General features: G+C 31.3%; 11 protein-coding genes and 1 riboswitch. All 11 genes read left to right on the forward strand.

Annotated features, from left to right (window positions below):
• Position 1: 1 nt before the first annotated feature.
• The 11 genes from AC4PG3_RS02705 (at position 2) to AC4PG3_RS02755 (ending at position 13,891) form a co-directional block, all read left to right on the forward strand.
• Positions 2-1,393 (forward strand): sensor domain-containing diguanylate cyclase/phosphohydrolase, encoded by a 1,392-nt coding sequence (locus AC4PG3_RS02705; RefSeq protein WP_492197547.1) that lies wholly within the window; start codon positions 2-4, stop codon positions 1,391-1,393.
• A 153-nt stretch (positions 1,394-1,546) separates the two neighbouring features.
• Complete coding sequence (locus AC4PG3_RS02710) at positions 1,547-2,560, forward strand: aldo/keto reductase (RefSeq protein ID WP_492197548.1); 1,014 nt, start codon at positions 1,547-1,549, stop codon at positions 2,558-2,560.
• 12 nt (positions 2,561-2,572) lie between these two features.
• Positions 2,573-4,306: a sigma-54-dependent Fis family transcriptional regulator gene (locus AC4PG3_RS02715; RefSeq protein ID WP_492197549.1), complete on the forward strand. Its 1,734-nt coding sequence runs from the start codon at positions 2,573-2,575 to the stop codon at positions 4,304-4,306.
• Between the two features lie 256 nt (positions 4,307-4,562).
• Positions 4,563-5,780, forward strand: coding sequence for a diaminopropionate ammonia-lyase (gene dpaL, locus AC4PG3_RS02720; RefSeq protein WP_492197550.1), 1,218 nt, complete (start codon positions 4,563-4,565; stop codon positions 5,778-5,780).
• Positions 5,781-5,819: 39 nt separating this feature from the next.
• A complete protein-coding gene (locus AC4PG3_RS02725) occupies positions 5,820-7,001 on the forward strand; it encodes a YgeY family selenium metabolism-linked hydrolase (protein ID WP_492197551.1) in 1,182 nt (393 codons plus the stop codon).
• 136 nt (positions 7,002-7,137) lie between these two features.
• Positions 7,138-8,565, forward strand: a complete 1,428-nt coding sequence (gene hydA, locus AC4PG3_RS02730) for a dihydropyrimidinase (protein ID WP_492197552.1) — start codon at positions 7,138-7,140, stop codon at positions 8,563-8,565.
• A 184-nt stretch (positions 8,566-8,749) separates the two neighbouring features.
• On the forward strand, positions 8,750-10,153 hold the full coding sequence (locus AC4PG3_RS02735; protein WP_492197553.1) for a cytosine permease: 1,404 nt from the start codon (positions 8,750-8,752) through the stop codon (positions 10,151-10,153).
• Between the two features lie 98 nt (positions 10,154-10,251).
• Complete coding sequence (locus AC4PG3_RS02740) at positions 10,252-11,844, forward strand: N-acyl-D-amino-acid deacylase family protein (RefSeq protein WP_492197554.1); 1,593 nt, start codon at positions 10,252-10,254, stop codon at positions 11,842-11,844.
• An 89-nt stretch (positions 11,845-11,933) separates the two neighbouring features.
• Positions 11,934-12,065 carry an HAD hydrolase family protein gene (locus AC4PG3_RS02745; RefSeq protein WP_492198186.1) on the forward strand — a complete coding sequence of 44 codons (132 nt, stop codon included), beginning with the start codon at positions 11,934-11,936 and terminating at the stop codon, positions 12,063-12,065.
• A gap of 169 nt (positions 12,066-12,234) precedes the next feature.
• Positions 12,235-12,615, forward strand: a complete 381-nt coding sequence (locus AC4PG3_RS02750) for a hypothetical protein (RefSeq protein WP_492197555.1) — start codon at positions 12,235-12,237, stop codon at positions 12,613-12,615.
• A 94-nt stretch (positions 12,616-12,709) separates the two neighbouring features.
• Positions 12,710-12,892, forward strand: a riboswitch (Lysine riboswitch).
• 132 nt (positions 12,893-13,024) lie between these two features.
• Positions 13,025-13,891, forward strand: a complete 867-nt coding sequence (locus AC4PG3_RS02755) for a transporter substrate-binding domain-containing protein (protein ID WP_492197556.1) — start codon at positions 13,025-13,027, stop codon at positions 13,889-13,891.
• Positions 13,892-13,913 lie beyond the last annotated feature (22 nt).

A 13,913-nucleotide genomic window follows, 5' to 3' on the forward strand; every position in this document is an offset into this window, starting at 1 on the left:
TATGATTAATTCACAGGATAGGAATTATAGAGATCTTTTTAAAAAAGCACCTATAGGATATGTAATTTTGGATTGTGGTTTAAATCTTAGGGTATATAATAAAGCTTTTTTAAGAGCTGTAGATGAAAGAAGAAAAAATATTTTAGGCAGGTCTTTTAAAGAATATATAAATAAAGATTATATTTCTAAATTTCTTCTTAGTATAGAAACTTTAAAAAGAGATAAGGCATTTACTAGTGTGAGTGTGTATATGGAGAACAAAGACAAAAAGTTTTATGCTAATTTATCTATGGATATTATCACTTTAGATAATATTGAATATATAGCTTGTGTAATAGTAGATATAAGTAATGAAAAGACAATATCTGAAGAATTAAAGTATTTAAGTTTACATGACAAACTTACTGGACTATATAATAGGAGATTTTTTGAAGAAGAACTAGATCGCTTAGATACGTTTAGAAGTCTTCCCCTTACAATTGTAATGGCAGATGTAAATGGTTTAAAATTAATAAATGATAGCTTTGGACATACAGAAGGGGATAATCTTTTGAAAAAGGTTTCAAAGGCCTTTAAAAGAGCCTGTAGAGAAGATGATATTATTGCGCGGATAGGTGGAGATGAGTTTATCATAATCCTGCCAAATACAGGGGAAAAAGAATCGGATGATATTATAAATAGGATAAAAGGAGAACTTGATAGAGAAAAGTCGTCTAATATAGAGATTTCTGTATCCTTTGGATCAAGTACAAAATACAGTGTAGAAGAGGATATAGCAATTATATATAAAACTTCGGAAGATCAAATGTATACAAATAAATTGATAGAAAGTCAAGAAATGAGAAATAAAACTATTGAAAAGGCATTGATATCTCTTTATTTAATGAATTCTAGTGAGTCAGAACATTCTAAAGGAGTTAATGAATTATTAAAAGAATTAGCAAAAGAAATGGATTTTAATGATTTGACTTTAGAAGAATTAGAGAAAGTAGCAATTACCCATGATATAGGCAAAATCTCAATTGATAAAAACATATTGTTAAAAATTGTTCCTCTCACAAAAGAAGAAAGAGAAAAGATAAGTAAGCATCCAGAGGTGGGTTATCATATGTTAACATCTATTCATGGGATGATGAGTATATCAAAGGTAATTCTCCATCACCATGAAAAATGGGATGGATCAGGATACCCAGGGGGGTTAAAAGGGGATGACATACCTCTAGCTTCTAGAATGCTTTCTATATGTGAATCATACGATTATATGATAAATGATACTCCCTATAGAAAAGCATTTAGTAAAGAATATGCAGTTGAAGAATTAAGAAAAAATAGGGGGACTCAATTTGATCCGAATATAGTGGATATATTTTTAAAAATGATAATATCTCAATAGTTTAAAGGGTGATGTTTATTCCAAATACTTTGGTGTAAATATTACCCTTTAAATTTTAGATATGTAAAATTTGATAGATAAATACAGTATATTTACTTTTTTCTGTAAATATAGTAAAGTTAAGATAATAAAAGATTAAAAGGGGAGAGAATCATGGAAAAGCGAATACTTGGTAAAACAGGATTTGAAGTTTCAGCAGTGGGATTTGGCGGTATTCCCATTCAAAGAGTAAATGAAGATAGAGCCTATGAACTAATAGAAGAAGCATACAATAGGGGAATAAATTTTATTGATACAGCTAGAGGATATATGGAGAGTGAGAGTCTATTAGGAGCTGCCCTAGAAAAGTTTGGTAGAGATAAATTTATTTTAGCTACTAAGTCTATGGCAAGAACCTATGATGGAGTAAAAGCTGAATTTGAAACAAGTTTAAGAAATTTAAGAACAGACTATATAGAATTATTTCAATTTCACAATGTAAAATCTGAGAAAGAATTAGATATGATAATGGGTGAAAATGGAGCATATAAGGCTATTAAAGAATACCAGGATAAAGGAATTATAAAAGAAATAGGAATCACAAGCCATAGTGTAGATTTACTTGATATAGCTTTGGATACGGATTATTTCTCCACTATACAATATCCCTATAATCCAGTAGAAACTCAAGGAAGAGAGATATTTAAAAAAGCCAATGCTAAAAATATAGGCGTTATAGTAATGAAGCCATTAGCAGGTGGAGCTATTCCTAAGGGTGAATTGTGCATAAGATTTATTTTGGAGAATAAGGATGTAACTGTGGCAATTCCAGGCATGGATTCTGTAGAACAAATAGAAGAAAATACAAGACCTGCTATAGATGGCAAAGTATTAACAGATGAGGAAAGGGAGTTACTATTAAAAGAAGCATCCCTTTTAGGTGAAGAATTTTGTAGAAGATGTGGATACTGTGCTCCTTGTAGCATAGGTATAGATATACCAGCTCAATTTATAATGGAAGGATACTATACTAGATATAATTTACAAGAATGGGCAAAATCTAGATATGATAGTATGGAATTAAAGTCATCTGACTGTACAGAATGCGGAATATGTGAAGAAAGATGTCCTTATGATCTTCCTATAAGAAGAATGTTAAAGAGAGTATCAGAAAACTTTGCAGGGTGATAAGGTGATAAAATGGGAAGTGTCTTAAAAAATATGCAGGAAACAGTTATAAAATATGCAGAAGTATTATCTCAAGTATTAAGAGTAGATGTGGAGATAGTAGACAATGAATTATTTAGGGTTGCAGGAACTGGTATGTTTAAAGAACATATAAATAAGGATATGGGAAAAGAAGGACATGTATACTATGAAGTTATGAGAACTGGAAAAGAGCAAATTGTAATGGAACCTGGAGAACATCCTATATGCCAATATTGTTACAAACAAAAAAAGTGTGATGAGACCTTTGAAATAAGTATGCCTATAAAAATAGAGGATGAAGTAATAGGGGTAATAGGTCTTGTATGTTTTACTGAAGAGCAAAAGTCTCATATTTTAGATAATCTTTCCCTATTTACTGAATTCTTAGAGCAAATATCTGATTTAATATCTTCAAAAGCTAAAGAAGAATTAGAAAAAGATAAAATATTGAGTATGATAGGTATTTTAAGAAATATATTAGATAGAGTAGAGCAGGGTGTAATTATAATAAATGATGACAATAAAGTAGAAAGTATAAATAATATGGCAATGAGTATACTTGGTTTAGAAAAAACTTTTGAATCCATAGATTATATAAAAGAGACAGGAAATAAGATATTAGATTTAATAGAGTTTGAATTAAGTATAAATTCTAAAACTTATACTATATTAGGAGAAGAATATAAGGTCCCTCAAGGTGTAAGCTCCTATGACAAGGTATATATGTTTACAGACTTAAATAGATTGGAAGATTTAAGTACATCCATATCAACTTCAAGGGAAAATTTAAGCTTAAACAGTATAGTTGGTGAATCAGAAAATATGAAGGAGTTAAAGACTAAAGTTAAAAAAATAGGAAAATCCTTATCGACTGTACTTATAACAGGAGAAAGTGGAACTGGAAAAGAATTATTTGCAAGGTCTATTCACATGGAAAGTGAAAGGAAGGAGAAGGCATTTGTAGCTATAAACTGTGCTGCAATCCCAGACGCACTTTTAGAATCAGAATTATTTGGGTATGTAAAGGGTGCATTTACTGGGGCAGATCCTAAGGGGAAAATGGGAAAGATTGAATTTGCAAATAAAGGGACTCTTTTTCTAGATGAAATAGGAGATATGCCCTTGTATTTACAATCCAAACTCCTTAGAGTTTTGGAAGAAAAAGAGATAATTAGATTAGGATCAAATGAACCTACAAAGGTAGATATAAGAATTATAGCAGCTACAAATAAGGATTTAGAAGAACTTATAGAAGAAAATATGTTTAGAGAAGATCTATATTATAGATTGAATGTTATACCTTTTCAAATTCCTCCTTTAAGGGAGAGAAGAGAAGATATACAGATAATGACCTACTATTTTACTGAAAAATATTCTAGATTGTTTAAAAAAAATAGGGTTAGATTTGCAAATGAAACAATGCAAGCTCTCTATAATTACAATTGGCCAGGAAATGTAAGAGAATTAGAAAATGTAATAGAATATACTATGAATATGGTTAAGCCTGGTGGAATAGTAAATTTATGTAATTTGCCTAAAAAGATAGTAAGAGAAAAATCAGACAAAAGAGATTCTTTACTTCTAGAGGATATGGAAAGGGAATATATTAAAAAGGCCTTAAAACTATATGAAAAGGATTATGATGGAAAGCAAAAAGCTGCAAAAGAGCTAGGTGTAGGTATAGCTACCCTATATAGAAAGATTAAAAAATATGGATTAAATTGACTATCAAATTGATAAAACTACTATCAAATTGATAGTTAGGTAATTTACAGATTTAGACAAGAAAATGCTAATATATCTTTAAAACTATTATCAAATTGATAGTAGTTTTTTTGTTTTTAAAATATAAAAATAAGATAAGGATGTCTTTAATACAGGAGCACTCTTATTTGTAAGAAAATTATATAATTTGAAAGAAATGGCACAAAAGTTGCAATAATATATAGAGAACAAATATAAAAATTTAGGAGGCGTTGAAGTGACAACAAAAAAAGAGCTAATTAAATCACATTTAGTTGATGTGAGAAGGGATAAAGAAGAAAAGACAGATGTAGATTATATATCTGAAAGTGTAATAGAAGGTGTTAGAAACTTTCACAAGAGTTTTGATGAATATTCAGTAACTCCTCTACATAAATTGGAGAATTTGAGTAATTATCTAGGAATAAAAAACCTTTTCCTAAAGGATGAATCCTATAGATTTGGATTAAATGCCTTTAAAGTACTAGGTGGTTCATATGCTATAGGAAAGTATTTAGCAGATAAGCTTGGATTGGATATAAAGGATATCACATTTGAATACTTAAAATCTAAAGATGTAAAGGAAAAACTAGGAGAAATAACATTTGTAACTGCTACAGATGGAAATCACGGAAGAGGAGTAGCTTGGGCTGCAAATCAATTGGGACAAAAGTCTGTTGTATACATGCCAAAGGGATCATCACAAATAAGACTTGAAAATATTAGAAAAGAAGGAGCAGAGGCGGAAATCATAGATGGAGATTATGATGATGCAGTAGCACTTTCTGACAAAATGGCTAAGGAGCATGGTTGGGTAGTGGTCCAAGATACTGCTTGGGAAGGGTATGAAGATATACCAACTTGGATAATGCAAGGATATGGAACTATAATCCATGAAGCTGTAGAACAATTAAATGAATATGGAGAGAAGAAACCAACCCATGTATTTCTTCAAGCTGGAGTAGGTTCTTATGCAGGGTCTATGTTAGGTTATCTAATATCAAAATTTGGAGAAGACAGACCAATAACTGTAATAGTAGAGCCAGATAATGTGGATCCCCTATTTAGCTCGGCTAAAAAAGGCGATATAGTAAGCGTAACTCAAGGACCAACTATAATGGCAGGTCTTGCATGTGGAACTCCAAATACAATTAGCTGGGAAGTCATAAGAGATTATGCAGATGGATACCTTTCTTGTCCAGACTATGTATCTGCAAGAGGAATGAGAATCCTAGCAGCTCCATTAAAGGGAGACCCACAAGTAGTATCAGGAGAATCAGGAGCCGTAGGAGTAGGAGTAACATCTCTTTTAATGCAGAAAGAGGAGTACAAAGATTTAAAAGAAAAGTTAAACTTAAATGAAGATTCAGTAGTATTAATAATAAGTACAGAAGGGGACACAGATCCACAGAAGTATAAAGATATTGTTTGGGATGGAGAGCATAGCTCAATATAGATAAATATATAAATCATAAAGAAAGTGGGAGGCAAAAAAATGTATATTAATGATTCACAAATAGTTACAAAATTGACACAAGATTTAATTAAAGCTAGAAGCTATTCTGGAGAAGAAGATAAGGTAGTAGAGGTTTTAAAAAAAGCTTTTATAGATTTAGGATTTGATGATTATCATGTAGATGAATATGGAAATATCATAGGAAGAATCAAAGGGAATTTACCTGGTAAAAAGATTTTATTTGATGCTCATATAGATACAGTTCAAGTTCCAGATCCAGAAAAATGGAGTGTAGATCCTTTTGAAGGAAAAATTATAGATGAGAAAATATACGGCAGAGGAGCCTCAGATATGAAGGGAGCTTTAGCTTATATGATGTGTGGAGCATCTCAGTTTGCTAAGGTTACAAATAAAGAATTCCCAGGAGAAATATATGTAGCTGGTGTAGTTCATGAAGAATGTTTTGAAGGGGTAGGAGCAAGAAAAGTAAGTGAATATGTAAAGCCTGATTATGTAGTAATTGGAGAGGCTTCAGAATTAAATTTAAAGATAGGCCAAAGAGGAAGAGCTGAGATAGTATTTGAAACCTTTGGAAAACCAGCTCACTCAGCTAATCCAGACAAAGGAATAAATGCAGTATATAAGGCTGCAAATTTAATCAATAGAGTAAAAGAATTAGAAATGACATATGATGAGCATTTAGGATATGGAATATTAGAATTAGTAGATATTAAGTCTTCACCTTATCCTGGGGCATCTGTAGTTCCAAACCATTGTAAAATAACTTATGACAGAAGACTATTGGTTGGAGAAACTTTAGAGGGAGTACTTAAGCCTCTAGAAGAACTTATAGAAAAGATGAAAAAAGAAGATCCTGAGTTTGATGCAAAAGTATCCTATGCAAAGGGAGAAGAAAAGTGTTGGACAGGAAACATTATAGTTGGAGAAAGATTCTTCCCAGGTTGGAGATATGAAAAGGATGAAGAGTTTATCCAAGATGCATATAAAGGATTAAAAGAAACTGGATTAGATCCAGAAATAACTCAATACTCTTTCTGTACAAATGGAAGCCATTACGCAGGAGAGGCAAAGATTAAGACTATAGGATTTGGACCATCTAGAGAAAACCTAGCTCATACCATAGATGAGCATATAGAGATAGATCAATTAGTTAAAGCTATGAATGGATATTATGCTATATCTAAATCATTATTGAAATAAGAAAATATAGGAGTTTTATAGATAGTAAATATAATAGTACTATTCATTAATTCAACTTTTAAATTGTAGAAATAAAAAGTAATCATAAAGTTATTAATATTTTGAATCAATAAAATTTTGAAAGGAGTAATAATTTATGTATGATTTTATTATTAAAAATGGGATGGTTGTATCACCATCAACTACAATTAAAACAGATGTAGCTATCTCAAATGGAAAAGTTGTTGGGCTAGGAAGTTTTAATGAAAAAGAAGCTGGAAAAATCATTGATGCAGAAGGAAAATATGTAATGCCTGGAGTTATAGAAGCGCATATGCATTGTATGGCTCCATTCCAAGGATGTCTAGGTGCTAATGATTTTTATGAGCAAAGCATTAGTGCTGCATTTGGGGGAGTTACAATGTATATGGATTTTGCCAATGTATTTAAGGGGCAATCTGTATTTGATGCAGTTAAAGAAAGAGTTAATGAAATGAGCATTTCTGCAATTGATTATAGTGTTCATGGAAAATTTGTTGAATCTCCTCCTGAAATAATTGAAGAAATAGATAAATTAATTGAATATGGAGTTCCAACTTTTAAAATGTTTATGACTTACAAAAAAGAAGGTGTAATGAGTGATGATGAAACATTGCTTAAGATATTTGAAAAAGCTAAGAAATTAAATGGATTACCAATGGTCCATTGCGAGAGCAATGCAATAGCAGAATCAAATATAGAAAAATATGCTCAAGAGGATAATTTAAGCTGGGTTAATTTTGCAAAAAGTAAGCCAACACTATGTGAGGCAGAAGCGTTTTCTAGGGCAGTACATTTTTCGGAATATGTAGGTAATGGGTTATTAGTAGTCCATACAACTAATAAAGATGCTCTTGATATAGCTAGAGTAGCTCATAAAAAGGATTTACCTATCTATGTGGAGACTGGACCACATTATTTAACTTTATTTGATGATTTATATGAAAAAGAAGATGGATACTTAGCTATTTGCTCTCCTCCACTTAGAACACCAAAAGAAGCTGATGATCTTTGGGAAGGACTTAAAGATGGTACTATATTGTTGACAGGATCAGATGATTGTACATTTGATATAGATGAAAAGTCAGCATTTTTAGAGAAAAAATCAGATGGAACATGGAAACAGGATTTTACAAAAGTAGTAAATGGATTATCTGGCATTGAGATTAGATTACCAATCCTACTATCAGAAGGGGTAAATAAAGAAAGGATATCAATAAACAAAGCATGTGAACTAACTAGTACAAATATTGCAAAGATATATGGCTGTTATCCACAAAAAGGAATAATCGCACCGGGTTCAGATGCAGATATAGTTATTGTAGATATGGAAAAAGAAGTAACGCTTTCTAAAGATGTACTCCATAATAATATTAGTTATTGTTTACATGATGGAATGAAAATAAAAGGTTACCCTATTTTGACTATGGCAAAAGGTAAAGTAATTGTAGAAGATAATGAATTTAAAGGGGAAAAAAGTTCAGGTGAATTTGTAAAAAGAAGTATAAATCCTAATTACTTAGAAGGATATGGATTAGATTATTAAAAAATATAACTTTAAAAATTATCTATAGGTAAAGAGATATCATAGTTTTAATTAGTAGATTTTTATATTAATGGATTGAAATTTAGAACTTTGATATCTCAAATTTAAAATAAAATAGTATAAACTAAGTTTCAATATTTTAAAGAAATTATTTATCTTAATATAGGATATAAGGAGGATTAATATGATAAATGAAAGCAAGCATTTAAGAAGTAAAGAATTGATGCCAACTTTAGATTCAGAAAGAACAATGTCTTTACCAGATTATATGATTCTATGGGCTGGTATGACAATAAATATAGTAGCGTTTAGTTTAGGAGCTCAATATTTTAATGGTGGGGAAGGGTTATCACCTTGGACTATGGTATTAGTAATGCTAGTAGGTTATGGAATGGTTACAATTTTAACTTCTTTGGTGGGAGATATAGGAACAAACTATGGTATTCCTTTTGTAGTATATAGCCGTGCTCCATTTGGATATAAAGGTGTTAACATTGCCGGGTTAGTTCGTGCAATTCCAGGTATGTATTGGTTTGGATTTTTGACTTTTATTGGAGCTGGAGCTTTAAATAAAATTATGAGTCTTATTTTTTCTGGATTTGATAATTTGACATTAATGTTAATAATATTTACAATTGTACAAATAGCGAATGCTATGTATGGATTGAAAGCTATGGCTAAGTTTGGTTGGATAGCAATTCCAAGTTTAGCATTATTATTTACTGCAGTTTTAGTTATGACTATGCAAAAATATAGTGTTACAATACCTGATATTATGGCAACGGAAGCTAGTGGTGGGTATTCCATCCCATTTGCTATTGCAGGTATTGCTGGTGGATGGATAACTATGGCTTTAAATGGTAGTGATCTAAGTAGAGAAATAAAACGTGATGAAAATTATAAAGAAATGAATTTTTTTCAACGAAATAAAAGGGCGATTTTTGGACAAGTGACTGGTTTGATGTTGGTTGGTGTACTAACAATGTTAATTGGTATGGCTGCTGGTATTACCTCTGGATATTGGGATTTAAATGATGTTATTGCAGACTTATTCTCAAATCCTATCGTTTTAATTCTATGTTATTTAGCTGTAGCTTTTGCTCAATGGTCTACTAATACTGCTGCAAATTTATTGCCGCCAACATTAGTTTTGTTGAATTTCTTTCCTAAAATGAAATTTTCAACAAGTACTATTATATGCGGAGTTCTATCGGTAGCTATTATGCCATGGAAAATTCAGTCTTCAGGTGGATTTCTTGTAATTGTTCAGAATTGGATTTCTCAAATGTTAGGTCCTATTATAGGTATTTTGTTGACAGATTATTATATTATTCGTAAATGCAAAGTTAATGTAAAAGATCTATTTACAGCAGGAGGTCAGTATCAATATGATAATGGATATAATATAAGTGCTATAGTTGCATTAGTAGCTTCATTTGTTATAGGACTATTTGCTGGTGGTTATGCATTCTTTGTAGGACTAATTTCAAGTGTATTTATTTATTATATATTGATGAAGACTTATACTTTGAAAAAATATGATCAACATCTTGGTGAAGAAGTGCCCTTTAATCCAGATATAGACTAAGTAATATCTAGAGAGATTTGAATTTTGAAATAAAAATTTATATATTTGGAAAATGTAAAACATTATATAAATAAGAATTAAAATGAGGAGTTAATATTATGACTAAATTATTAATTAAAAATGGTACAATAGTTGATGGTACAGGAAAAGAAAGATTTAAAGGGGATATAGCAGTTGAGAACGATATCATAGTTAAAATAGGAGATATATCAGAAGAAGGTTTTGATAGAGTAATAGATGCCACTGGCAAAGTAGTAACACCAGGATTTATCGATACTCATAGTCATTCAAGTATGCTTTTATTTGAAGATCCATATTTATCTCCAAAGATTCGTCAAGGAATAACTACTGAATTAGTAGCTCAAGATGGTATGGGGCCTGCTCCTGTAAGTGATGAGACTTTATCACCTTGGATAAAAGCTATGAAAGGACTTGAAGGAGAATATGAAGTTGATTGGACATGGAGAAGTGTGGCAGACTATCTAGATATTATTGAGAAATTAGACTTAGGTCCAAATATTGCCTATTTAGCACCCCATGGAAATGTTAGGATGGTGTCAATGGGTTTAGAAAACAGAAAGCCAAATGAGCAAGAAATAAAGCTAATGCAAAAAAATCTTGAAAAGGCAATAGATGAAGGGGCTTTTGGTATGTCTACAGGAATGATTTACCCACCTTGTTGCTATGCAGAAATTGAAGAATTTTTTGAACTAGGGAAAGTGTTAAGTGATAAGGGCGCTATATTTGTTACACATCAGAGAAGTGAAGCTGATTATATATTGGATTCTATGGAAGAAATTCTAAAAATAGGCGAAGAAAGTGGATGTAGAGTACACTTTTCACACTTTAAGGTTTGTGGTAAGAACAACTGGGATTTATTTCCAAAGGTACTGGATAGATTAGATAAAGCTAAAGAAGATGGAATGATAGTATCCTTTGACCAATATCCATATGTAGCAGGAAGTACTATGATGAGTGTAATACTTCCACCATGGGTTCATGATGGAGGTACAGATAAACTTTTAGAAAGATTAAAAGATAAAGAATTAAGAGAAAAGATGAAACAAGATATAAAAAATGGAATACCTGGTTGGGATAACTTTGTTGAATTTGCAGGTTTAGAAGGAATATTTGTTACATTTGTAGGCTCTGATAAAAACCAAGATGTAGTAGGGAAAAGTCTGGTTGAGGTAGGAGAGATTAAGGGCAAAGATCCCCTAGATGCAATATTTGATGTAATATTAGAGGAAGAAAACATAGTTGGGTTAGTAGATTTTTATGGTACAGAAGAACATGTGAAATTAATTATGAGTCGTCCAGAGCAAAATGTTTGTACAGATGGAATTATGGGAGGTAAACCACATCCAAGGTTATATGGATCTTTTCCAAGAGTTTTAGGAAAATATGTAAGAGAAGAAAAAGCTTTTTCTTTAGAAACTGCTATTCATAAGATGACTGGCAAATCAGCAGAAGTTTTAGGTCTAGATGATAGAGGACTACTAAAAGAAAATTATGCGGCAGACATAGTTATTTTAGATCCAAATACAGTTATAGATAAAGGAGATTATACTAATCCAAATCAATATCCTATAGGCATTGATTATGTATTAGTTAATGGGAAGATTTTAGTAAAAGGTGGAAATCCTCAACCACAAAAAGCAGGGAAAGTTTTAAAATTTAAAAAAAGGTAAGTTCGGAATAGTGTAGCTTATATAAATAAATGTAAGCTACACTATTTTATTTTTCATAATAATGTATACTTAAAATCATATATTGGTTTATATTCAAAACTAAAGGAGCAACTAAGGTAAATACACTAAAGTTTCTATCTAAGGAATTAAAGATAAATATAGAGGATATAATTGCTATAGGAAGTGGATTAAATAATTTAAAAATTCATGTATTGGAATAAATATGAAAACTCTGATCTAAGCCTTTAAAATAGGTAGGAGAGTGTTTTGGAATTTGATAACAATGAAGAGAGCGTATTTAATATAATAAAGGATTTATAATAAATATAATTGTAAAACTACTCTATTAAATGATATAATAAAATTACTATATTATAGGAGAGTGCAAAGATGGATAAAACTATGGAATTGCTAGAAAAACTTTATACTGAGATGCAAGGTATGAAAGCTGAAATGCAAGAAATGAAAAGAGAAATGGCAACCAAAGAAGACCTAAAAGACTTTGCAACCAAAGAAGACCTAAAAGACTTTGCAACTAAGGAAGACTTAAAAAACTTTGCGACTAAGGAAGACTTAAAAGATTTTGTCACTAAAGATGACATAAAGAATTTAGCTACTAAAGAAGATTTGAATCTTTTAGCAGAAGAACTACATCATGAGATTCAAGGGGTGCATGATGAGGTAAGGGATTTAAGAGAAGATTTAAATGTTATGGAGATGCTGACTACTAAGAACGCATATGATATATCTAAACTAAAACTAGTAAAATAATATAGAAAAATCTGATAAACTTACTTGACAATTATAAAATTGCGTGTTATGCTATATAAAATTAAAACTTAATAAAAATCCTCATCCTTCTTTCAGATGAGGTAGAGGCGCGATAACTAAGAGTACACATACAGAGGACGGAATCCTGTGAAGTATGTAGAAAGGATTTATCGCCGAAGTTATAGATACCAAAATCTATTGCTGGGGCTAGATTCAACAAATCTAGTACTGTCATCATAGTATTTGATCCATATTATGATGTTGAGCTATCTCACTATGATCAAGAAAAGGAGAGGATGTCTAGCTTTGCTATACGCATATAAGCACCTGACAACTCGTTAGGTGTTTTTTTAATACAACGAGTTAAATGTTAAATTTAAAATTGAAATATAAAAGGGAGAGATTAAAGATGAAAAAAAGATTATTATTACTTTTAGTACTTAGTTTAATTGCAAGTAGCTTCTTAATAGGATGTAGTTCAAATGGAGATGAAACTCCTGATGAAGATACTCCTATAGAAAATGGAGAAAGCCAAGATGAAGATAATACTTTTAAAGTAGGTATGGAAGCTGGATATGCACCTTTTAACTGGACTCAATTAGATGATTCCAATGAAGGAGTTCCAATAGAAGGAAACTCAGAATATGCAGGTGGATATGATGTAGAAATAGCAAAGAGAATAGCAGAAAGTTTAGGAAAAGAATTAGTTATTGTAAAGACGCAATGGAACGGACTTGTGCCATCATTACAATCAGGAAAAATAGATGCAATTATAGCGGGAATGTCACCTACAGCAGAACGTATGGAGGCAATAGACTTTTCAGATATTTATTATAAATCTGACCTAGTAATGGTTGTAAAAAAAGGTGGAGAATATGAAAATGCAACTACTTTAGAAGACTTTAGTGGTGCAAAGATAACTGGACAAAATACAACTTTCCACTATACAGTTATAGATCAAATACCAGGAGTGGAAAAGCAAACAGCTATGACAGACTTTCCTGCTATGAGAGTAGCTTTAGAATCAGGAATAATTGATGGATATGTATCAGAGAGACCAGAGGGTGAGAGTGCTTCATCTGCAAATGAAAACTTTGCTTTTGTAGAATTTGATTCTGGATTTGAGACATCAGATGAGGACACTGCAATAGCTGTAGGGCTTGTAAAGGATAGCGAATTAAAAGATGATGTAAATGAGGCTCTTTCTCAGATTTCAGAAGAAGAAAGACAGGAGATTATGTCTGAAGTTATAAAAAATCAACCAGCAGCTCAATAATTTAAGTTCGAAACTGGCCAGC

The sequence above is a fragment of the Tissierella sp. QWL-11 genome, from assembly GCF_058683765.1.

Coding starts and splice junctions, on each gene's coding strand:
- AC4PG3_RS02705 (WP_492197547.1), top strand. CDS start 2: ATGATTAATTCACAGGATAGGAATTATAGAGATCTTTTTAAAAAAGCA.
- AC4PG3_RS02710 (WP_492197548.1), top strand. CDS start 1,547: ATGGAAAAGCGAATACTTGGTAAAACAGGATTTGAAGTTTCAGCAGTG.
- AC4PG3_RS02715 (WP_492197549.1), top strand. CDS start 2,573: ATGGGAAGTGTCTTAAAAAATATGCAGGAAACAGTTATAAAATATGCA.
- AC4PG3_RS02725 (WP_492197551.1), top strand. CDS start 5,820: ATGTATATTAATGATTCACAAATAGTTACAAAATTGACACAAGATTTA.
- hydA (WP_492197552.1), top strand. CDS start 7,138: ATGTATGATTTTATTATTAAAAATGGGATGGTTGTATCACCATCAACT.
- AC4PG3_RS02735 (WP_492197553.1), top strand. CDS start 8,750: ATGATAAATGAAAGCAAGCATTTAAGAAGTAAAGAATTGATGCCAACT.
- AC4PG3_RS02740 (WP_492197554.1), top strand. CDS start 10,252: ATGACTAAATTATTAATTAAAAATGGTACAATAGTTGATGGTACAGGA.
- AC4PG3_RS02750 (WP_492197555.1), top strand. CDS start 12,235: ATGGATAAAACTATGGAATTGCTAGAAAAACTTTATACTGAGATGCAA.
- AC4PG3_RS02755 (WP_492197556.1), top strand. CDS start 13,025: ATGAAAAAAAGATTATTATTACTTTTAGTACTTAGTTTAATTGCAAGT.